Annotated in this window: 19 protein-coding genes; 5 read left to right on the top strand and 14 right to left on the bottom strand. The window is 41.8% G+C overall.

Features of this window, described 5'->3' with window-relative positions; all coding sequences use genetic code 11:
• Window positions 1-351: 351 nt before the first annotated feature.
• The 8 genes from F8R90_RS00695 to F8R90_RS00660 all read right to left on the bottom strand — a co-directional run bounded on the left by F8R90_RS00695 (window position 352) and on the right by F8R90_RS00660 (window position 8733).
• Entirely contained in the window at window positions 352-552 is a 201-nt protein-coding gene (locus tag F8R90_RS00695) for a hypothetical protein (protein ID WP_196508725.1), read from the bottom strand.
• Between the two features lie 249 nt (window positions 553-801).
• A complete protein-coding gene (locus F8R90_RS00690; RefSeq protein ID WP_196508723.1) occupies window positions 802-1038 on the bottom strand; it encodes a hypothetical protein in 237 nt (78 codons plus the stop codon).
• A 308-nt stretch (window positions 1039-1346) separates the two neighbouring features.
• Entirely contained in the window at window positions 1347-1658 is a 312-nt protein-coding gene (locus F8R90_RS00685) for a hypothetical protein (protein WP_196508721.1), read from the bottom strand.
• A 30-nt stretch (window positions 1659-1688) separates the two neighbouring features.
• On the bottom strand, window positions 1689-3857 hold the full coding sequence (locus tag F8R90_RS00680; RefSeq protein ID WP_196508719.1) for a peptidase domain-containing ABC transporter: 2169 nt from the start codon (window positions 3855-3857) through the stop codon (window positions 1689-1691).
• Between the two features lie 55 nt (window positions 3858-3912).
• Window positions 3913-5562: an HlyD family efflux transporter periplasmic adaptor subunit gene (locus F8R90_RS00675; protein WP_196508717.1), complete on the bottom strand. Its 1650-nt coding sequence runs from the start codon at window positions 5560-5562 to the stop codon at window positions 3913-3915.
• 706 nt (window positions 5563-6268) lie between these two features.
• Complete coding sequence (locus tag F8R90_RS00670; RefSeq protein WP_196508715.1) at window positions 6269-6496, bottom strand: CTB family bacteriocin; 228 nt, start codon at window positions 6494-6496, stop codon at window positions 6269-6271.
• A 794-nt stretch (window positions 6497-7290) separates the two neighbouring features.
• Complete coding sequence (locus F8R90_RS00665) at window positions 7291-7617, bottom strand: CTB family bacteriocin (RefSeq protein ID WP_196508713.1); 327 nt, start codon at window positions 7615-7617, stop codon at window positions 7291-7293.
• A 411-nt stretch (window positions 7618-8028) separates the two neighbouring features.
• Window positions 8029-8733, bottom strand: coding sequence for a diacylglycerol/polyprenol kinase family protein (locus tag F8R90_RS00660; protein WP_190891961.1), 705 nt, complete (start codon window positions 8731-8733; stop codon window positions 8029-8031).
• Between the two features lie 61 nt (window positions 8734-8794).
• Here F8R90_RS00660 and yidD point away from each other — a divergent pair, with 61 nt between their 5' ends.
• The 3 genes from yidD to ychF all read left to right on the top strand — a co-directional run bounded on the left by yidD (window position 8795) and on the right by ychF (window position 10619).
• The gene (yidD, locus tag F8R90_RS00655; protein WP_190891959.1) at window positions 8795-9031 is read left to right on the top strand and encodes a membrane protein insertion efficiency factor YidD; all 237 of its coding nucleotides are present in this window, start codon (window positions 8795-8797) and stop codon (window positions 9029-9031) included.
• Window positions 9032-9254: 223 nt separating this feature from the next.
• Window positions 9255-9482, top strand: coding sequence for a hypothetical protein (locus F8R90_RS00650; protein ID WP_196508711.1), 228 nt, complete (start codon window positions 9255-9257; stop codon window positions 9480-9482).
• A 45-nt stretch (window positions 9483-9527) separates the two neighbouring features.
• Complete coding sequence (gene ychF, locus F8R90_RS00645) at window positions 9528-10619, top strand: redox-regulated ATPase YchF (protein ID WP_190891954.1); 1092 nt, start codon at window positions 9528-9530, stop codon at window positions 10617-10619.
• Window positions 10620-10830: 211 nt separating this feature from the next.
• Here ychF and F8R90_RS00640 read toward each other — a convergent pair whose 3' ends face one another.
• The 5 genes from F8R90_RS00640 to hisG form a co-directional block, all read right to left on the bottom strand.
• Window positions 10831-11742 carry a hypothetical protein gene (locus tag F8R90_RS00640; RefSeq protein WP_196508745.1) on the bottom strand — a complete coding sequence of 304 codons (912 nt, stop codon included), beginning with the start codon at window positions 11740-11742 and terminating at the stop codon, window positions 10831-10833.
• 241 nt (window positions 11743-11983) lie between these two features.
• Window positions 11984-14263, bottom strand: a complete 2280-nt coding sequence (locus tag F8R90_RS00635; RefSeq protein ID WP_196508743.1) for a hybrid sensor histidine kinase/response regulator — start codon at window positions 14261-14263, stop codon at window positions 11984-11986.
• A gap of 5 nt (window positions 14264-14268) precedes the next feature.
• Window positions 14269-14715, bottom strand: coding sequence for a response regulator (locus tag F8R90_RS00630; RefSeq protein ID WP_196508709.1), 447 nt, complete (start codon window positions 14713-14715; stop codon window positions 14269-14271).
• Window positions 14712-17273 carry a GAF domain-containing protein gene (locus F8R90_RS00625; protein WP_196508707.1) on the bottom strand — a complete coding sequence of 854 codons (2562 nt, stop codon included), beginning with the start codon at window positions 17271-17273 and terminating at the stop codon, window positions 14712-14714. The genes F8R90_RS00630 and F8R90_RS00625 overlap by 4 nt, the downstream gene beginning before the upstream one ends.
• A gap of 441 nt (window positions 17274-17714) precedes the next feature.
• Complete coding sequence (gene hisG / locus F8R90_RS00620; RefSeq protein WP_196508705.1) at window positions 17715-18359, bottom strand: ATP phosphoribosyltransferase; 645 nt, start codon at window positions 18357-18359, stop codon at window positions 17715-17717.
• A 76-nt stretch (window positions 18360-18435) separates the two neighbouring features.
• Between hisG and rppA the strand changes: the two genes are divergently transcribed.
• Window positions 18436-19134, top strand: coding sequence for a two-component system response regulator RppA (gene rppA, locus F8R90_RS00615; protein ID WP_196508703.1), 699 nt, complete (start codon window positions 18436-18438; stop codon window positions 19132-19134).
• A 15-nt stretch (window positions 19135-19149) separates the two neighbouring features.
• Here rppA and F8R90_RS00610 read toward each other — a convergent pair whose 3' ends face one another.
• Window positions 19150-20685: a flavin-containing monooxygenase gene (locus F8R90_RS00610; protein WP_196508701.1), complete on the bottom strand. Its 1536-nt coding sequence runs from the start codon at window positions 20683-20685 to the stop codon at window positions 19150-19152.
• A gap of 1038 nt (window positions 20686-21723) precedes the next feature.
• Between F8R90_RS00610 and F8R90_RS00605 the strand changes: the two genes are divergently transcribed.
• Window positions 21724-22581 carry a DUF72 domain-containing protein gene (locus F8R90_RS00605; protein ID WP_196508699.1) on the top strand — a complete coding sequence of 286 codons (858 nt, stop codon included), beginning with the start codon at window positions 21724-21726 and terminating at the stop codon, window positions 22579-22581.
• The last annotated feature ends 120 nt before the right edge of the window (window positions 22582-22701 follow it).

The following is a 22701-nucleotide window of genomic DNA, read 5'->3' as shown; positions in this document are numbered from 1 at the left end:
GTAATAACCGTATATTCCTCCAGATAGAAGCTGCTGTTCTTCTGTCGATAGCTCCACAAGCAAATCAGGTGTAATGTTTTGATCTGACATAATTGTTTGCCTCACTTTTGTACAATACAAAAGAATGACTAGTGCCTTGAGATATACAGCAAAAGCTGTACTCATTAATTAGTCGAAACTATGTTCATCTGAAGTAAGGGGCGAGCATAAAGGTAGATGCTAAGGATAACAGCTACCTTTATTGTCTCTAGGCTATTAATTTCATACTTGAAGAGAAGATAAGAGACGAATTAAACTCTTTCTCAAAATTTAATTTATCCTGAGTGAGTTATTATGAATCTTCTCTTTTGTCTACTTGAGTCTGAGGATTGTGATTTTGTAGACTTTGGCTTTTCTTTTTTTGCCTCCATTTTCCTCTTCCTCTTCATCTACCTCTTCATCTTCACCTTCATCGTCCGAGCTGGTTTGTCCCCCAGAGAGAAGCTGTTGATCCTCTGTGGATAAATCTACAAGTAACTCGGATTGGATGGATTGAATGGTTTGAACTGACATAATTCATTACCTCACTTACTTACACAAGTTGAATAGCAAAAAGGTGCTCGTCCAATAGTCAAAGCTCTTTGCATTTGAAGTAAGAGGGAGCATCCAACTAGGTGCTAAGGGTAGAATTTACCTGTTTCTCTATAAGCCATTGATTTAATGCTTTAAGAGAATATAGTCTACTGCCCAAACTCTTTCTCAAAATTTAATTTATTTTGAGTGAGTTATATTAGCTTTTCTTGCCCCCACTAATTGCAAAGTTTAGGAAGATCTTGGGATGCTACGGAGGCTCACAACACCTCTAATCAAGTATCGGCGGGGACGATGTCGGACAGGAGAACCGGACAAAGAAAGTTCATCGCCACCTGATTCATCGCCACCGAATTCATCGCCACCGAATTCATCGTCACCTAATTCATCTTGTCCCCCAGCCAGAAGCTGTTGTTGTTCTGTGGATAGATCCACAAACAAATCAGACATCATCATTTGAGTTGACATAAATTCTTTGCCTCACTTACTAATATAGGTGTTCATCACCTATATTTTTATTATTAACTATTTGCCTAGAAGATAAATTACTCTAAAGTTATAAAAAATCAAGGTTAATTTACTACTTTTGGTTCATGAAATTTTAAATAAAAATAATAATAGATATTGATAAATGTGATGTTATTTTATTTATTAATTTAAGTACATAAATCCAAAAAAATATTTTTGGTTAAATAGTATTAATGGCTTTTTGTACATAACTAAGTATGCGTTTAAAGCCATTGAGTACTACAAAAAACTTTAAAGTAACAAAGGATTTAATTTACAATAGAGTCATTTGCTTTGTTTCTAAACGAAGGAAAATTTGGCAACCAAATTTTCATAGAAGACCCTAATGTAAATTGTGAAAATATATATCTCGTGTTTTGTGAAGATACATCACCATTTGCAAGTTTTAATGTATTTTCTGCCGTAGTTTGGATGTTAGTTTGTTGGATAAAAAAATTATTTTCAGCTGGCATACCTTCATTTGGTATATTTGGAATTTGACCAGCAGCTAGGGTTTGCTGTTCTTTTTCAGACAAATCCCTGAACCATTGATGATTTTGGGATTTGGTATTTTCAGACATACTTTTATTTGCTCATACAGAGCCTAATTTTTACAGTGTTAAAAACTTTAAATGCTCTCCTTGTTGAGAGAGAAAAGTCTCAGGAGTACCTTGTATTTGCACCTGACCTTTATCTAGTAGTACAATCCAGTCGGCTCGATTAACTACACTGGGACGATGGGTGATTAGAATCGTAGTTTTACCTTCTCGGTATTCTAAGAGCCGATCTAGTACGTGAGATTCGCTGACTGGATCAAGTCCAGCGGTTGCTTCATCTAAAATGAGTACAGGTGGATTGGTTAGAATGCCTCTAGCGATCGCTAATCGTTGTCTTTGTCCACCAGAGATATTTGCCCCAAATTCCCCTAAAACAGTTTGATACTGATTTGGAAGTTGACTGATAAACTCGTCTGCATCAGCTATCTGGCAAGCTTTAACAATTTCCTCAAAGGAAATGTAAGGCGTTCCTAAGCGGAAGTTGTCCAAAATTGAGCGACTCCAGAAATGAGGTTCTTGGGGTACATAAACTACTTGTTGTCGCAAACAATCCAGGGAAAGGTCTTGGATGTTATAGAAGCCAATGCGAATATTGCCAGAGTTAGGCTGATATAAGCCTGCAATTACTTTCGCCAAAGTACTTTTACCACAGCCGGACTTACCAATTAAAGCAGTTACTTTCCCTCCAGGTAGCTTGAGAGAAAAATCTTCTAATAAGTCAACTCTGCCAGCGTGGTGAAATTGGACATGAGAACAGCGAATGTCTGCATCACCAGAAATTTGGGCAACTGGCTTTTGACTACCTCCAACTACTTCTGGTGTAGCATCGATAACTTCCAGGAGGCGAGAGACTGCTGTTTGGGAGCGAAAATATTCATCTACAAAATTAATTAAAGAGTCAATTAAAGCCAGAACATTGACCTGGAGGACGTTAAAAGCCAGCATTTGACCAATGCTCAACTCTCCTTGAATTACCAAGATGCTTCCTAGCCCAAGTAAAATAACACCACCGAGAGTGGCTAAAAGTTTAGAAATAGTACCGTTGATAATTCCGATTTGGATGGTGCTGAAAGTTAAATTGGCAAGGCGACCAAAACGGCTTTGGAATTCATCCCAAAATTGTGGTGCAGCATTTGTAGTTTTGATTACCTGCGCTCCCTTAAAGGTTTCTACCAAAACGCCTTGATTTTCTGACCCCAAAACCAACATACTGCGGTTCTTTTGTCGGAGGATGGGTAAAAAAGGTAGGGTAGAGAAGGCCATTAACGCCGCAAACAGGATGACTGCTAATGTCAGTTTCCAGCTATAAAACAGCATCAAGCAGAAAGATATGACTGCAATAAAAAACTGGCTAGGTAAAAGAACCACAATCTGCGATACCAATTGGTTGATTTCATTGATATCTCTGAGTCGGCTAGTGATTTCGCCACTGCGGCGAGCTTCGTAGTAATTTAAGGGTAAGTGGAGAATTTTTCGTGCAAACTCCAAAACTAATCCTAATTGCAGTCGTTGACCAAAATGAGCGATCATAATGGCTTGCAAGACTTGCAGACTACTGCTAAATAAGCTCATCACCACAACGGCTGAGATCACCACAGTGAGTAACTGGGTATCCCCGCGCACAAGCACATCATCTGTGAGCAGTTGGATCAGAACAGGAGTACCTAAAGCGAGTAGACCCAGGGCAATATTGATCATCAAAACCTGAGTCAACAACCCACGATAAGGTAAGATCCGCTGAAAAAAGCGTACTAAGCCAGCTTTTGGTTCTTCTTGGGGCTGCTGATAAAAGCGGTCTGGATCTGGTTCGAGTAATAGCATTACCCCATTCCACGCTGTTGCCAACTCTTCTCGGTTGACATAACGGATACCCACCCCTGGATCAGCGACAACGTAATTCTTACCTTTCTTGCCGTATAAAACAACCCAGTGATAACCCCGCCAATGAATAATTGCTGGTAGCTGTATTTCATTAATTCTGTCTACGATCGCAGGTGCAGCTTTAACTGCTCTGGCATTTAAACCTATAGCCTCAGACCCACGTTTTAAACCCAGCAAAGTTGTTCCTAGCTGTCCAGTCCCGACTGCATCTCGACTGCGATTGATACTTAAGAAACGTCCATAATGCTTAGAAATCGAAGCAAGACAAGCTGCCCCACAGTCTTCCTCACTCAACTGTAAAACACACTGGTAATTTTTACGGTGTTTAAATAGATCAAACATGGCCACTAGACCTATTAAATTGGTAGACGATGATTAATAAAATCTGCTTATTAGATTAAGAATTTGCGATTAATCTGGCTTTTCTCAGAATGAATTGAAGCACCGTTTCTTGCCGAGAAATAATATCAGCCCTGCCCTCCATACCAGATTTCAGATGACACTGGCGATCGCCTCTACCCACATATGGGGTTTGTGGCTCAATAGTTACCTCGTAGCCAACTGGATCTGCACTGTTTTTTCCAATTGCTAGGGCATCTGGTGCAACTGTTTTGACTGTTCCCTGGAGAGTGCCATAGTCTGGATAGGGACAAGCAGAAACTTGCATTTGGACTTTTTGTCCCAATTTCACCTTGTCAATATCTTGAGCCGGCACACGAGCCTTAATTAGTAAAGGAGCATCGAGGGGAGCAATCTGAGCGATCGCTTCACTTGGTTGGACTACCTGTCCTGGGTTGCGAAGATTCAATTGCAACAGTGTTCCGGCGATTGGCGATCGAATCACACTCAAATTCAAGTCGGTTTTTGCCTGTTGCAGTTCTTTGGTGTTGCGATCGAGTTCCTTTTGGAGTTCAAGGCGCTGCTGGAGTAGAGTTTCTCGGTCTTTTTTCAAAGCGGCTAAGGCTGCCTCACCTCTAGCCTGTTCCTGCTTAATCCGTTCAGATGCCACGGTTACGGTAGCATTACTAGGATTAATCCCAGTTTTAGCCTTTTCTAGGTTGGTTTGGGCAACTTTAAGGGCTTGTTCCTTTTCCTCCAGGAGATTTTTGGCGTTAGCTTTAACTTGTTCTAGTTTCGCCTCAGCAGATTTAACCGCTTGTTCTTTGTCCTCCAGAAGATTTTTCGCGTCAGCGCTAGCTTGTTCTAGCTTCGCCTCAGCAGATTTAACCGCTTGTTCTTTTTCGTCAAACAGATTGCGAGGAACGGCTCCCGACGCTACTATCGACTGCAATCGGTCACGTTGCACCCTCGCTAAAGTCAAAGCTGCTTCGGCTTCTTGTATAGTTGCTCTTAAGACTTTTTCTCGTTGTAATCGGTCACGTTGGACTTGAGCTAAAGTCAAAGCTGCTTCGGCTTCTTGTATAGTTGCTCTTAAGACTTTTTCACGCTGCGATCGCTCTTGTTGCACCTTGGCTAACCTCAAGGATGCTTCTGCTTGCGTCATATCAGCTGTAGCTTTAATTTGCTGATCTTGATAGTTGCGTTGTGTCCCATCTAATTCAGCTTGTGCAGCTATAATCGTGCGGTTAGTTAAGTTTGTCTGCGCTGCAATCTGAGTATCTATTTGACCCAGTTGAGCATCAATTTGACTTAGTTGTAATTTACTTTGCTGAATACTACTTTCTAATTGACTCTTTTGAGTCTGAAGACGAGAATTATCAACGTGAGCGATCGCTTGTCCCTGGCTCACAACTTGATTTTCATGAACATCAATGTTTTGAACGGTTCCAGTCATGGCAGACTGAACAACCCGCAGTTCTCCTACAGGTCGAATATTTGCAGGAACTTTGACCGTGACGTTGTAATGAAGAACAGATGTCAGAGTAATACCTGCTACAAAGATAGTCAGTAAAACACCGCTGCCAATGTGAGTCCATTTACCGATATGAGGAAGAAACTCGTTAGCTTCAATTAGATGAAGTTGCTCTGGATTGGGTTCATTAAACCTATTCCAAAAATAGTTTTCTTGGGGGCGTAAGGAGTTCACGACATTACACCTTTTGTTTTAATGGATACCTGAAAATCTGCCAACCCAAAATTGCTGGGTTTTCAGATGGGAAAAGGTTATCAAACACCTTTTCCCTTTACCCCGCCACATTCCCTTGACGAACCACTAGGATAAAAAGCCAAACGGTCACAGATGCTGCCAATAGTAGCCAACATCATGTTTTATAATTGTTTATAATCAATCAAGGGGGAAGAAGAAGGTATGCGCGATGCGCTGGAATCGCCTTTTTCATATCTTTAACGTGGGTAACGCGTTGAGAAAACAGAGGAGAAAGCTCAAACTCCCTCAAAGTCCTCACTTACGTTGAGCGAGTCATTACAATCTCCTCTCCCCCTTTTTATCTCCAAGAAAAGATTCCATAAATTAACTTACTTGCGAATTGAGTTGTACCTGAAGCACTCAACAAAAGTGTTAGGTATACAAAGGTGAAGATTACCGAAAAACTTTGGAATCGTTCATCATTACAAGCATTAACTTCTATAATCTTCAGTTGGAGAAACAAGAAGGAAGACGAAAAATTGATTCCTTATTGACTCTTAAGTGTTTGAAAAGCCCTACACACCAGTTTATGTCTAGAGTATTTCTAGATATGTTAAGCCTTATTCTTTGAGATCACCTGTGGGCATAGTTAACAGATGATAGCGTAGGCTTAAGCTGGGTTGGTGGTAATGCTAAATAAGGTAACTTAACGCAAACCTAAAGAATCTTGGGCAGCGTTATTGATGTAATTATTTTGGCCAGTGGAGTTGGCGGTGTTGCCTAGTGGGCTAGAAATGCTTGTCCCTTGTACATTGAAAAATCTTTGAGCAAAATTGCTGTTAGTCAGTTCAAAGTCGCCACCACCAACTAGAAGCTCCTGTTTTGCATCAGATAACTCTAGAAAAAACTCAGATATTATGATTTGACTTGGCATGATGTTAGCCTCACTACTTAAGCAAATCTAATGAAAAATTGGGTTCTAGATACTGTCTTCAAAATAAGGCAGAAGCGAGAAAAATTTTTCATCTTTGTTGTAAGTGCATCTCATGGTGTCTAACTTCCAATTGTCCTTATCCCCGACGTATTTAGTCAGATATTTGTTTTCTGCATAAGGCTGGACATTTCTAAAATCCGTAGTTGCTTCCACTTACCAATGATTAGAAATCTGGAGTGCATAAATTGCTAAATGTCACCATATGCTACCAGGGAAAACTGAAAAGTCTGATTCTGTAGTGGTCAGTTATTCGGTTCAAAGTTGTAGATTTTGAGTAGGGAAAGGAAGAACAAAACTTATGCAAGAGTTTATTCAATTCTTTATTTTTAACTGTTTGGTAATTCCCAATTGCTATTCCTTGCCTAAATATGGGAAGCGCTCTAGACTGACAGGTAATTTTTGGTATTCCCTGTGGGAATGTTTAAACGATAGGCGAAGCAGACAAAGCCGTAATGTTCGTAAGAACTTTCTACCTAGCGCCACCGCCACAGCGGAGTTTACGGCATTGTCTTGAGAAACTGAAAAGGGTAACACCTGCAACATCAGCTATTCATTTCAAAGTTGCAGATTTTGGGTATGGGAAGAGAGTAGGAAGAAAACATAAATCTGATAAAAAATCGATTCATTGTTCACTGTTTGAGAACCCCCACTCACCATTCCCTACCTAAATATCCGAATTGCTCTGGCGTGTGACTGCTGATTTTCCGGGTGACCCCTGAAATACAGTACAGTTACTATCCTTCGCCATTACCTCCGTTACCACCTTGAAGTCTTCCTCCAGAACCATTGAGAGATGGCGCTTGGCCCAACGCTCTAACATTCGTAGGAATAACTCCACCCAAGCCCAAGAAATCTTGCGCCGCAGTATTTACAGTATTATTAGTTGCAGTGGAATTGGCATTGCTACCTTGGGGACCGGAATTGGTTGTTCCCCGTAAATTTGCCTGTCTATTAGCGAAATTGCTGTTACTCAACTCAAAGTCGGCACCACCAGCTAGCAGCTGTTGTTGTTCATCAGATAACTCGACAAACAATTTAGATGCAATTATTTGATGTGACATGATTGTTAGCCTCACTTACGAAATTAGGTGTGTGACCACCTAAGACCCAACTATAGGCATTGTTTGTCAGGATTTCATAAACCTGAAGACATAAAACAAAATTGTATTTTTGTTTCTCAAGGTAGATATAAAATCTTGTATTTGTTTTAGATATATCAATACGCTAGAGCAGCTATAGTCAATATTCAGTGATTTTGCAGTTATTTACAGTATTTAAACATATATTCCCTGATTTTGAATATCTAGAACCACAACATTTAAATTATGGTTATGGGTTTCCTGCGGGAATAATTATGGCAATTATAGTTGAGATGTAATAGGCAGTGGGAGCCTATAGATGTTATTGCTGATAAATCTAAGTAAGCGGGTGTAAATAATCATTTGAACAATTAGGAATGACACGCCAAAAGATTAGTAACTAAGAACTAAGTGGCTTAAGAAGAAAGCAAGGGCTGCACTGCCCAAGGGAACTGTTAAATTATCAATACCCAAAAAGGAAAAAGCTTCTAAAGTAGTAGCGATAAACGCCACCACGAGTGATATCACCCAAGTTTGCCAACTATTGCCTTGAGTTCCAATTAAAATCAGACTACTGACGAGATAGCTAACGAGCATCATAGTTAGGGAGCCTTCCCAACTTTTTTGTGTATCAAAGACTTTATACTTATGTGTACCAAAGCGTTGTCCGATTAAGGCTGCTAGTCCATCTCCCCAAGTCATAATCAAAATTCCTAGTGCTGCGTACTGGGGTTGTTGTAAGTACCAGAACCAGGCAATTAAAATACCGAAACTGACAGAGTAAAAAAATGTCCCTAAACTTTGCCGTCCGACGCTATTAATTCCAGGAAGAATAGAGAATCGATAGGATAATAAGGTGATTCCACTCGCTAAAATAGAAGCTGTAATCCCTACACTGGCGGGAATATCGAGCCACCAAGCGATTAAAATTACATTACCAGTGCCAATATGAACTATCTTCCGCACGATTTCTGGCTTGTCGGCAAAGCGGTTTACCACCCATGCAATCAGAAGGATGAGTAACACCCAAATTGCAGCTATCGCAATTTGCAGCCATAAAACCGGAATTGAGGAGAAGTCAGAAAATGTAATTAACAAAGATGTAACAAAATGAAAATTTTTACCTCTGTTACTAATTTATAAGATTTAGGTAACTGCAATGAAACTATTATTGATTTGGCTGATTCGGGGTTACCGAATGTTTATTTCGCCGTTGTTTCTCCCAACTTGTCGCTTTCAACCAACTTGCTCGATGTATGCCATTCAAGCCATTGAACGATTTGGAGTGTTACGTGGTAGCTGGATGGCAACTCTGCGGATTTTGCGCTGTCATCCGTTTCATCCAGGTGGTTTCGATCCAGTGCCAGAGGTGGTAGAAAAGGTGAAGGAGGAGTAGTTTTGTACAAATGGTGGGGAATTGAGGGGTGAAATTTAAACGCATAGGCGCTTCGCCTTCCCGCAGGGTAGGGGCGCAAAGGGAAGCGCAGAGGGACGCAGAGAATCAGAATAGAGGTAAATTATTAAATGAAGTGTTCGTGGGTATAGCTATTTGGGGAGATGTCAACAGCTGAGGTTGTCATCTAGCGTGGGAAGGTTGAATAATTTAATTTAGGCTTACGATGATTAATCCTACTGCGATTTCTATACCCGAACCACAAATTCCTACTCCTGGCCCGAGTCCACTACCTAGTCCCAATCCTGAGCCGAATCCGTTACCTAGTCCCGAACCTGTACCGGGGCCAGCGATTCCTCAACCATTACCGGGGCCTGTACCAGAACCAGTACCTGCTCCCATTCCTCAGACGGTTCCAGGGCCAATTCCCCAAACCATACCGGAACCTGTTTAGATTACCTTGGTAATGTAATCCAAAATCTCAAATTTAAAATCCAAAATGCTAAGAGCCGGAATTGTCGGACTTCCCAACGTCGGAAAATCTACTTTATTTAATGCTGTAGTTGCTAATGCCAAAGCAGAAGCAGCTAACTTCCCTTTTTGCACGATTGAACCGAATGTCGGCGTTGTCGCAGTACCGGATGAGCGGTTAAATGTTCTTGCTAAGATTGCCAGTTCGGCACAAACTATCCCGGCGCGGGTTGAATTTGTAGATATTGCCGGTTTAGTTAAAGGTGCAAGTCAGGGTGAGGGACTAGGGAATCAATTCTTGTCTCACATCCGGGAAGTTGATGCGATCGTCCATGTGGTACGTTGTTTTGAGAATGACGATATTATCCACGTTGCTGGTTCTGTTGACCCAGCGCGAGATATTGAAATCATTAATATAGAACTGGGTTTATCAGATTTATCACAAATTGAGCGGCGAATTGACCGCACTCGCAAACAAGCTCGTACCAGCAAAGATGCACAGTTTGAAATCACAGTCTTAGAAAAATTAGCTGCGGCTTTAAATGAAGGTAAATCGGTGCGTCAGGTGAGCTTGAATGAAGAAGAAACAGAAATTATTAAAGGATTAGAACTGCTCACTTATAAACCGATTATCTACGCCGCGAATGTATCTGAGGATGAGTTGGCAACTGGGAATCATTTTGTGGAAACAGTGCGGCAAATTGCAGCGACAGAAAATGCCCAAGTTGTGATAGTTTCGGCTCAAGTTGAAGCTGAATTAGTGGAATTACCAGAGGAAGATAAAGCTGATTTTCTTGCGTCTTTAGGTGTGGAAGAAGGCGGTTTGAAATCATTGATTCGTGCAACTTACATGCTTTTAGGCTTGCGGACATATTTCACTTGCGGCCCCAAAGAAACCCGCGCTTGGACAATTAATGCTGGAATGTCTGCACCTCAAGCCGCTGGTGTAATCCACAGTGACTTTGAGCGGGGATTTATCCGCGCCGAAACTGTCGCTTATAAAGACTTGGTAACAACTGGTTCGATGAATGCTGCGAAGGAAAAAGGGTTGGTTCGCAGTGAGGGTAAAGAGTATGTTGTGCAGGAAGGGGATGTAATGTTGTTCCGATTTAATGTGTAAAGGTAACTAATGAGTGACCGTTATCGATAAGATAATGGTCAATCCACACCAAGTTGCGTAGGCTTTGCCCGCCGTAGGCATCGCACTAAATTAAGTTGACAAAACCTTCAATATATGAATATTCTTCAAGGAAACTGTTAGGCGATCGCAAATAAACCAGCAATTCTCAAAATCATGATGCCTGTTTACACAAGTTATCAAAGGACATACTTCAGCTATTTCCACCCAAAATGTATACATAGGAACCCAAATTCTCATCATCTGTACCAAGAATCAAACCGCCTTCTGCACCTGGAACAAGTTCCATACCTTCAATTTTGTGGTAATCAGAGCGGTAAAGAGGAACAAGTTGAGGATTTTGCCGCCATGCAATTTTGTTACCACGGAATCCCAGGTAACCAGCGACATACACAGCTGACTGAAATGGACCATCATCTCCAGCATCACTTGCTGAAGTGATGTACACAATTCCTACGGGGTCTACCTTAATATCTGAAATATGACGAACATTGCCAGATGGAAACGGTACTTTCAGATTGGCAGAACCTGCGAGAGTAATTTGATATTTAGCTAAGTCAAACATTCCCCAAAAAATAGTTGCTGGTTGTTCTCCTTCACCTCGATGTCCCCAAATAGCAAGTAATTTACCGTCTATATTTTGTAATCCAAATGCTTCAAAATTATTGCCTTGAATAATTCCTGGTAGATTAAATTCCTTGATAATAGAGATGGTTTTATTGGCAGGCTCCAACTTGATGTAATAAGCTTTTCCAGAACTACTTAAAGCTATAAAAGAGGATTTTGTATTTTCTGGAACAGATGTTAAAGCTTCTAAATCGATGGGTAATTCTATGTTATTTGGCCAGTTTAAGGGGAAATATTCAGGTTGGTTTTTACCCTTAATACTGATGATTGCTAAACGACTTTGTTTTTTTTGCTTGTTATCATGGGCAATCAGAAAATCTAAGGAATTGCTTTGTTGCTCTATCAAAGCCATACCACTGATACCGAAAGGGATACCACCACGAACCGGACGCCAATCTTGTGCCCAAACTTGTACAGATATGAGTAAAACTGTACCCAAGATTACTATATTGATGATTAACCTAAGAAACCGAGGCATAGTAATTCGTAGTTCGTAATTCGTAATTACAGCAGTTTTCATTTATTTGAAGCACTTCTGTCGTAGGGGCAACTGCTTACTACGAACTTGCTTACCAGTTGACACCAATGAGCATTGCTGTGCTCCTAACAGGGCGAGTCTATTTACCTGAAAATAGCTTGCCTAAACCGATGCTCCATCATAGCAACCCCTTAAGCCAGCGGCTATAACGGGCAACCCCTTGTTGCACTTATTGAATTTATCAGGATAATATTTTCTGTAAAGAAAGCAATAATTCGTTGACAGTATAAGGCTTTGACAAAAATGTATTGACACCAATAGCAGCTACTGCACTGAGCTTATTCTCAGACATCAGTCCACTACTGGCAATAATTTTGACTTGGGGGTTGATTTTTCGCAGGGTACGAATGGCAGTTAAACCATCCAGCGAGGGCAGCATAATATCCATCAGTACGGCACTAATTTTGTCCCTATTTTTAGCGTATAGTGCGATCGCTTCAATGCCATCACTGGCAATGAGAGTTTTATAGTTGTGAGTTTCTAGTGATGTTTTCGTAATTTCTTGAATGGCAGCTTCATCATCCACAACCAAAATCAATTCTCCATGTCCTTTCTGTGGTGGTAATTCTTCTGGAGTGAGTGTTTCCATTCCTTCCACTGCTGGTAAGTAAACCTTAAAGCTAGTGCCACTTCCTGGTTCGCTATACACGTTTACAAAACCTCCGTGGCTTTTAATGATCCCCAGCACGGTGGAAAGCCCTAACCCTGTGCCTTGTCCCACATCTTTTGTGGTAAAGAATGGCTCGAAAATTTTATCTAAGATTTCTCTAGGAATCCCAACTCCAGTATCGGAGACAGTAATCACTATGTAAGGCCCCTCTTTGGCTTCCAGGTTCATGCGGGCATAATTTTCGTCAATCAACAGATTCTCGGCAGAGAGACTTAAACTACCGCCATTGGGCATAGCATCACGGGCGTTAACGCAGAGGTTCATCAGCACTTGATGTAGTTGGGTGCTATCTCCAGAAACCATCCACAAATCCTGCGGTACATCAGTGCTGATTTGTATGGATTTGGGAAATGTCTCTTTGAGAATCTTGGCAACTTCCACAATCAGATGTCTGAGTTGCAAAGTGATGCGCTTCCCTTCTACACCCCGCGCAAAGGACAGCACCTGTTTAACTAAATCAGCACCGCGTCTGGCGTTGATTTCCAAAATCTCCAGTAGATGACGGGTGCGTTCATCTGCATCGGGAAATTTGAGCGGTAAAAGTTGTGCTCCTGCCAAAATCGGTGTCAGGATATTGTTGAGGTCGTGAGCAATGCCACTAGCAAGAGTGCCAATACTTTCCAGGCGTTGGGCGCGAAACAATTGGGCTTCTAAGTGTTTTTTCTCGGTAATATCTGTGTCAACGGTGAGAATTGATTTGGGTTTCCCTTGTTCATCGCACACCAGACTCCAGCGACTAGCAACAAGGATTTCCTTGTCCGTTTTAGTAAGTTTTGTTAACTCTCCCTGCCACTTACCTTTACTAATAGCTTGCAACAGAGCCGCTTCAATTTCTGGTGAAGGTTCGTCATACAAAAGCTCACTAGCATTTTTGCCCCAAGCTTCTGTAGCTTTCCAGCCGTAAAGTGTTTCTGCGCCTTTGTTCCAGAAGATAATTTTATTGTTTAAATCTCGCACGCAAATGGCATCTGTGGTGACATCAAGTAATGCTGCTTGTTCGCGGATTTTTTCTTCTGCCAATTTGCGTTCGCGTAGTGCGGCTTGTCGTTCGCTAATATCAATACTGGCGCATGTCACGCCGACAATTTCTTGCGACTCATTCCGCAATGGCTCAACTGTCAAATCGTAATATCGAGTTGTATCTTTGATTGTAATTGATACTTCCTCTCGCGTTCCTATGCCAGTGGTTAGCACCCCACGTTTAATTGTAATCAGACGTTGAGCATCTTCAACTGGGATAATATCCAAGTCTTTTTTGCCCAATATTTCCTCAACTGTCACTCCAGATGGGGGATTGTAAACCCAGGTGTACCGTAACTCACAATCTTGGTTGTAGACAAAGATGGGAGAGTTTTTCAGGGCTACCCGAAATCGCTCCTCACTCTGTCGCAGTGCGTTATCTGCCCGTTGACGTTCGATGGCATAACGCATTGAGCGCACCAGCAAGTCGCCAGTTACTTGCCCTTTCACCAAATAATCTTGCGCTCCTTCCTGCATTGCTCTAATTGCTAGGGTTTCATCGTTTATACCCGTGAGCACAATTATCGGAGTGGCTTTTGCTTGATGGTGAGCGATGACAAAGGTTTCTAATCCCTGGCTATCTGGCAGCGAGAGGTCTAACAAAATTACATCAAAAAGTTCCTTTTCTAAGTAGTTGAGTGCTTCGGAAAGCCGTTCAACGGGCGATAAATCAACTACAACTGTGCTAACTTCTTTTAAAAGCTCCTGTAATAAAAAGACATCACCAGGGTTATCTTCAACTAGCAAGATTTTAATATTTTTACCTGCCATTTCCACTACTCCGGTGGCAGTTTTACGATCGCAAACCAAAAATTTTCTATTGATTGTACAATTTTAACGAATTGATCGAAATCTACTGGCTTAGTTATATAACAGTTTGCACATAAATTATAAGCTTTGAGGATGTCTTCTTCAGCTTGGGAAGTCGTCAAGATTACTACAGGAATTCGCTTGAGGTTTTCATCTCCTTTAATTTCTGCCAGTACTTCCCGCCCATCTTTTCTGGGGAGATTTAAATCGAGTAGCACAATATCGGGATGGGCTGCTCTAGCATATTTTTCCTGCTTTCGCAAGAATGCCATTGCTTCCACACCATCTTCGACCACATTCAAGTTAATCGAGATTTTGCTCTCTTCCAGGGCGATGCGTGTAAGTTGGGCATCGCCAGGATTGTCCTCTACCAACAAAACCTCAATAGGCATAATCGCTGTTATAGTAATCACGATTGTTTACCTGCTCTATCTGGAATTGTGAAGTAGAAAGTACAGCCTTGACCCGGTTTCGACTCAACCCAGATCCGGCCGCCGTGGCGTTCTATAATTTTTTTACAAATTGCCAGACCAATTCCAGTACCTGGATACTTGTCTCTACCGTGCAAGCGCTGAAAAATTATAAAAATACGTTCTGCATACTGGGATTCCAAACCAATACCATTATCACGCACCCAGAATAACCATTCATCTGCCAACGGGATAACATTTAAACTTTCCCCATTTAAATTTGCATCTGGCTTGGCTACCCCGATATGAATTCGTGGCTGCTGATTCTGGCAAAATTTGATCGCATTGCCAATCAGGTTTTGAAATACTTGTATCAATTGGGTCAGATCAGCCATCACTTCAGGTAGAGGATCATGAGTGACAATTGCCTGACTATCCGCGATCGCAATTTGCAGATTAGCGATCGCCTGTTCTAAGACAACGCTACAATTTACTCGGATAAAGGGCTGTCCACGGGTGCTGACGCGAGAATAATTCAATAAATCATTGATTAGGGTCTGCATCCGCCGGGCCCCATCTACTGCGTAGTTGATAAACTGATCGGCATTGGCATCTAGTTGATTTTTGTATCTTCGCTCTAGTAGTTGTAAATAACTCGTTACCATCCGCAACGGTTCTTGCAAATCATGGGAAGCTACATAGGCAAATTGTTCCAATTCCGCATTAGAACGAGCGAGTTCCTGACTTTGCTGGCTTTCTTTTTCTAATAGTTGCGCTTGAGATAAAGCAATCCCAATTTGGTTAGCTAATTGCTTTAACAACTCCGTCTCAAAGTTATTCCACCGTCGAGGTGCAGAACACTGATGAGCCAGCAACAAGCCCCAAATATTTTCCCTGACAAGAATTGGCACTACAAGATTAGCCCGGACAGCAAACTGCTGAAGAAATTCTCGATGGCATGGTTGAATGTGAGCAGTTTCAATGTCTTCCATAGCACTCACTCTGCCCTGGCGATATCTTTCTATGTATTCTTCTTTAAAGCAGGGGTCAAAAAGATTTTTTCTCAGAATTACGGGCCAACCAGGTAGCACCGCCTCTTGCACTACTGTTCCCGAACCATCAGCCTCTAGATGAAAAATTAAAACTCGGTCAGCTTGTAGCAGTTTTTGTACCTCGGTAACTGTGGTTTGAAGAATTTCGTCTATTTGTAAAGATTCTCGAATTTTCAGGGTGATTTCAGCGAATAATTGCGATCGCAAATTCTGCCGCTTTAATTCCTCATCTGCCCGCTTGCGATCTGTGATATCTGTATAAGAACCAACCATGCGAACTATATCACCCAATGCGTCCCAAAGTGCCTGTCCTCGATCTAGAATCCATTTATAGCTGCCGTCTTGGCACTGGACTCGATATTCGCAGACATAAAACGGTGTTTTCTTGGCAAAGTGGTCTTGGAAGGCTTGAATTACCCAATCTCGCTCATCGGGGTGGATTAATTTTGTCCATTCATCCCAACCGTTGGAAACTTCGTGGTCTTTATAACCGAGCATTTCCTTCCACCGAATTGAGAAGAACACTTCATTAGTCTTAAGGTTCCAATCCCAAATACCATCATTATTACCATGTAATGCTAATTGCCAACGTTCTTCACTCTCTCGTAGTGCTTCTGCCGTTTTCCGTCGTTCAGTAATGTCTTGGAAATAAACAGACAAGCCGTCTTTCGCAGGATAGGCGTGGACTTGAAGCCAACAGTTTAGTGACGGATAAAACTCCTCAAATTCCACACTCACCTGTTCTAAGATTGCCCTGTGATACTCACGATGGAATGTTGTGTCGATGATTTCTGGAAACACCTCCCAGATGTTTTTACCCAATAATTCATTCTGGTTTTTTTGCAACAGCCGTTCCGCTTGACCATTAATGTAGGTAAATCGCCACTTTTTATCCAGGGCAAAAAACCCATCAGTGATGCTTTCGAGCAAATTAGCAACGCGGATTCTTGCAGCTTCAGACTGGGCGTGTGCTGCTTGCTCGTGCGCCACAAGCTTCTCGGTAATTTTAGATACCTCAGTTACATGCCGCCTGAGTTCTAATTGGTCGATTACCAAGCGACTCAGAGCTACAAGCGCCTCCACTTGTTTTTGGCTCAATTCTTTGGGAACTTGGTCAATTACACACAGAGTTCCCAGCATATCTCCCTGCGCGGTAATTAGGGGTACACCGGCATAAAACCGTATGTATGGATAGCCAGTTACTACGGCATTATTTGCCAATTTTTCATCAGCTAGGGTATCAGGAACCACCACAACATCACGCCGCTCTTGGCAAAGGTAAGATAACCCAACACACCGGGGCATTTCTGATACATCTAAACCTACTTTTGCCTTAAACCATTGACGGTTTTCATCAATAAAATTTACCAAGGAGATGGATGTGCCACAAATAAAAGCCGCTAACTGAGCAAGATTGTCGTAGGCTTCTTCCGGTTCGGTGTCGAGAATTTGATACTGGCGGAGGGCTTCTAGCCTCGACACTTCTGTATCAATTTGTCCAGCTTTCATTAACTTTTCTTAATAAATTTAAATGTAATATTCAATCAGCAGGGTGGCTATCTCAAGAATAGCTTAACCTTTTTTAACAATCCTTAGTCTTTTCCCCGCCTCTGGCTGTTCAGGAAGTCTGTTAAATTTTGTCAAAATGCTACATCCACATTAAAAGTGATGCTTAGTAGCAAGCTATTCCCTGTCTACGCTGCAAAGTTATTGCGTAGGCGTAGCCCGTCGTAGACATTGCAGTAATACTAGTGTAAACAAATTTAGTCTGCATGAATGATGAGATTCAATTGTTGCAGACTATTTGCTGGTCTTTAAAACCTCACCCTGTCCTGACGACATCCCTCTCCTTAGTAAGGAGAGGGACAGGTTTTACTACGTAAAAGCAGGGTGAGGTTTCTTTGGGCTATTCGATAAACCGTGAATTGCGTCACCTTGACAGCAATACTATTAGACTCCTACCAAAACGGCTTCTCGCAACTTGGCAATCACATCACTAAGATTACCCGTGTTCAGGCGGTAACTCAGAGGATGAGCAATCAACCGCGCCGTGCTTTCATATAGAGTCGCAATTTCAATCAAACCATTTTCGCGCAAAGTCCGCCCTGTAGAAACCAAATCCACGATCGCTTCAGACATTCCAGTAATCGGGCCTAATTCCACTGAACCATACAAAGGCACTATTTCCACAGGTAAATCTAGACTGTGGAAATATTCACGAGCGCAATTCACATACTTAGAAGCAACTCTACCATGCGGTGGTAAATCTAAAGGCGATCGGTAAGAACTGGATGCTTTTACCGCCACCGACATCCGACAATGCCCAAACTGCAAATCTACCAAGTGGGCAACTTGCGGCTGCTTCTCCCGCAACACATCGTAACCAACAACACCCAGTTGTGCTTGACCATATTCCACATAAACCGGCACATCCTGCGCCCGCACCAACAAAGCTTTTGCAACTCCCTTAGTGTCAGGAATTTGAAGTTGGCGAGTTCCTGAATCTAAAAAAGCACTAAAATCTAATCCCACAGATTGTAGCAGGCGGATGCTATTTTTAAGGAGTTCCCCTTTTGGCAATGCAACAGTTAGCATTCTTTTTCTTAATATCCTTGGCGTTCTGGCAGTTGAATAATATTGAGAATATCTCTATATGCTTACCACAAGCAGCATGAGAATTTTATTAGTTGATGATGAAATTGAACTAACTCAACCCTTGAGTCGCTTATTAACTCGTGAGGGTTACACTGTGGATGCCGCTTACGATGGGACAAGTGGCAACGAACATGCACAAGCAGGCAATTATGACCTACTAATTTTAGATTGGATGCTGCCAGGAAAAACGGGGTTAGAGATTTGTCAGCAATTGCGACGCCAAGGCAAAACCACTCCCGTGCTGTTTCTCACAGCCAAAGATACTCTAGATGACCGCGTACAAGGTTTAGATGCTGGCGCTGACGACTATTTGGTTAAACCTTTTGAATTGCGAGAGTTACTAGCGAGAGTCCGTGCTCTATTGCGTCGTTCCGGTTCCCAAACCTATGAAACCACCACCGGACGTTTAACCGTCGCTGATTTAGAACTCGATTGTGAAAATCAAGTAGCATATCGCCAAGGACGAATAATTGAACTATCGCAAAAAGAAAGCCAGCTACTTCAATACTTTATGGAACACACTGGACAACTAATGACTCATGCCCAGATTATGCAATATTTGTGGCAAGAGGAAGAACAACCCAGTAGTAATGTAATCGCGGCATTAATTCGTTTACTGCGCCGTAAGATTGAGGTAGGTAGAGAAACTGCGCTGATTCATACAGTCTACGGCAAAGGCTATCGTTTCGGTGCTTCCTCAGTGGAGTCAGGTTAGCCGCCTGTTTTCAACTCACAAAGATTCGGTTAATTGGTTAGGAGAATCATTAAGATTTTTCAGCCTTTGCAACTTTAATTCCTGTCGAAGTTTGTTGTAGAGGGATAAATCCACAGGCATCATAATCTGTGAAATCCCCTTCCACACACCAAGCTGATTATTCGCCCCCATATCTTCCATAAGTTGATCAGTATAACGCAAGGAAAACGAGGAGATGCATGTTGCCTTTGCTACAACGCTATTGTATTGAGTTTTCATCCACTCGATATCTGCTGCCATTTCTTGATACATTGCTGACGGCGAAGGCAATAACAAGTTGCCTTTGACATACTCTAGCAGCCACCAAGCACCAACTTCTGATGTCAACTGACTGTAGAAACTGCTGTTATAGCCAACAAAACCCATCTGTGGAATATTAGGGTGAATCAGATAACGGTAAAGGTTAAAATTACCATCTTCATCAACTACCTGTCGGCGATATTCTTCTTCGAGAAAAGGAAGCTCTTGGCGAAATCCTGTTCCAAAAATTACTATATCTGCCTGCAACTGCTGACCATTAGCTAATTCCACGCCATCAGGGATAAACTTGGCGATGCTGGTTTTAATTGCCTGAATTTTACCAGAGTGTACGTACTTGAAGAAATCTGGAGGAGCTATGCTAATGCCACAGTTAGCCTGATTCATCGGTTGTTCGGGCAACATCCCGCAACTATCAAGACCAAATTGCAGGCGTAGCACCATCTCGTTAGTCCGCCAAAAAGCCCACACTAGTGGCTTACCCAGAGTGTGCAGCACTTTTTCAATCCGTCCCATCTTACGGTAGGGGAACCAAGCTTCTGAAAAACGGGTTAATAAAACATACTTCAGGTTTACTAAACCCAGGAAAAATCTAGGAATCTTCCACAGAGGCTGACGGAAGAGGAGGGTGGATTCTTTGGCTATGTTTGCCGCCAAAGTTGCAATGTCGCAGGCAGATTTGCCAAAACCCACTACCACTACCCGCTTACCCTTAATTATTGAAGCATCGTTAAACTCAGTAGAATGCAGTACCCGTCCTCCAGATGCGGCGAACTCCTCTCTACCAGGCAAAGAAGGTAGCTTAGGGATGCTAAATGTGCCATTGCACACTAGTACAAAGTCAAATTCGTGCTTTTCCTCTTTTGTCTCACCACCATTACCTTCCTTCACTCTGATGGTAACTACCCATCCTGGTTGTTCTCCACTTTTTCGGGAAACATTGGTAACTTCCGTTTGGAAGCGAATTCTCTCAAGAACCCCAAAATTCTGGGCGTATGAATCTAAGTAATCCCGCATCTGTTCTGCTGTCGGCCACTCTGGGTAGGATGCAGGCATGGGATAGTCTGAAAAATTATAGGTGTCACCCGTATTTTGGGTTGTTAATCCTGGGTAAGTTCGAGATTTTTCCCAAACACCACCAAGTCCTTTTTGTTTCTCAAATACAGTAACGTCGTAGCCTTCCTCGACAAAAGTTTTAGCTGTTACCAAACCACTGATTCCAGCCCCAATTACGCAAATTTGTTTGATTTCCATATTCTTTTTTAAGTAAATTCTGAAATAATTTCTGCAAATATGAATTTACACTAGGTTTTATTTATTTGAACTACATCTGTCGTAGAGCCTAAAGAATTACCAGACATTATTGATTATCATTAAATAGCCACAAATTTTACAAGTCAAGAGAACCTACTTGTTAGTACGCAAATTATCAATGAGGTTTGTACAAATTTAATCTGCAAAGCAGGTTTTGATAACTCGCTGGTTCAAAACTTAATTAAAGATTTGGCACAAGGCTGTGAAATATTGCCTGTATTGCTAGAAACGCTTTAGTATGCAGTTCAATTGCGCGTAGGCGTAGCGCGTCGTAGATGCGATCGTTTTACAATAACCTCATCATTGCCAGTGCTGTTTTAGGGTAAGCAAGTATTTTGTACTCAGAAGAAATGCAAGATGGCTGAATTATCGAAAATACTTTACAGATTATGAATCGATTTTTAACACTATATTGATAAGCTTTGCTTAAGCATTTGCAACAAAGGTATAATCACTTGCTAGAAATGCTTCTATATTTATAAGTTTTGCTTAAGCATTTGCAACAAAGATATAATTACTTGCTAGAAATGCTTCTATATTTATAAGTTTTACTTAAGCATTTGCAACAAAGATATAACCACTTGCTAGAAATGCTTCTATATTTATAAGTTTTGCTTAAGCATTTGCAACAAAGATATAATTACTTGCTAGAAATGCTTCTATATTTATAAGTTTTACTTAAGCATTTGCAACAAAGATATAACCACTTGCTAGAAATGCTTCTATATTTATAAGTTTTGCTTAAGCATTTGCAACAAAGGTATAATCATTTGCTAGAAATGAACAAACTGTTGTTACTAAGGTTCAAGCATTTGTAACAACGGCTTCTATTTTTGTAATGAATGGAAAAGCTTGAGTAAACAATCAAGCATATTGAGCAGTATCTTCAAGCAGTCGGGAATCTGACCTAGCTTCATCTATCCCTACAACCTGCCTGTAAAATTGAATATGATACCTCAAGGCTTTTAGGCAGGCACTGTGAACTTTTTTATCGGTTGTGCTGTTTGGGCATATAAAGGTTGGGTGGGCGAACTCTATCCCCAAGGCACTCGCACAGCTGATTTTCTGCATCTTTACAGTCGTCGCTTCACCACCGTAGAAGGTAACACCACCTTTTATGCCGTGCCTAACCAAGAAACTGTAACCCGTTGGGCTGCCGAAACACCAGCAGGTTTTGAATTTTGTCTAAAATTACCGCGAGATATTACCCATCAAGGATTGCTACAACCTTATATTCCGGCTGCATTAAAATTTCTGGAAGGGATGCGTCCTTTAGGTAAGCGTCTTGGCCCGATGTTTGCCCAGTTACCACCCAGTTATGCACCTGTATTTCTGGACGATTTAACCAACTTTTTGGAAGCTTGGCCGCGCACAGAAGCGCCCCTAGCATTAGAAGTTCGGCATCCTGACTGGTTCAGAGAACCCCATGCTAGTAATTTAACGGCGCTTTTAGAAAAGCTAGGTGTGGGACGGGTACTATTAGACTCGCGCCCTATTTACACTGGAGATGATGACCCGCAGCTGCAATCGGAACGGCGTAAACCCAAATTACCGTTGCAATTGAGTGTGACAGCACCTTTTACTCTGATTCGGTTTATTTCTCATCCAAATTTATTAGTGAATCAGCCGTTTATGGAAGAATGGGTAAGGCAGATTCAGCAATGGTTGCAGACGGGAGTACGAATTTATTTCTTTGTCCATTGTCCAATAGAAGCGCGATCGCCCAGCATAGCCCGTCACTTCCAAGAGCTATTAGAACAGAGTGATACACCAATTCCACCCCTACCTTGGAATAACCTTGAGCATCCCCCCACTCAACTCAGTTTATGGTCTTGAAAGGCAGGGCATAAGGGACTTCCAAATAAAAAAATATACCATCGCTATAGAGGCAGGGGGCAGGGAGCAGGGAGCAGGGGGAGGGATAGTCGTAGTGAAGTCCAGAAATTGGATAATTTA

The organism is Nostoc sp. NZL, from assembly GCF_015714705.1.
GTDB classification, from domain to species: domain Bacteria; phylum Cyanobacteriota; class Cyanobacteriia; order Cyanobacteriales; family Nostocaceae; genus Nostoc; species Nostoc foliaceum_A.
This window is presented reverse-complemented; position numbering and strand designations above follow the sequence as displayed.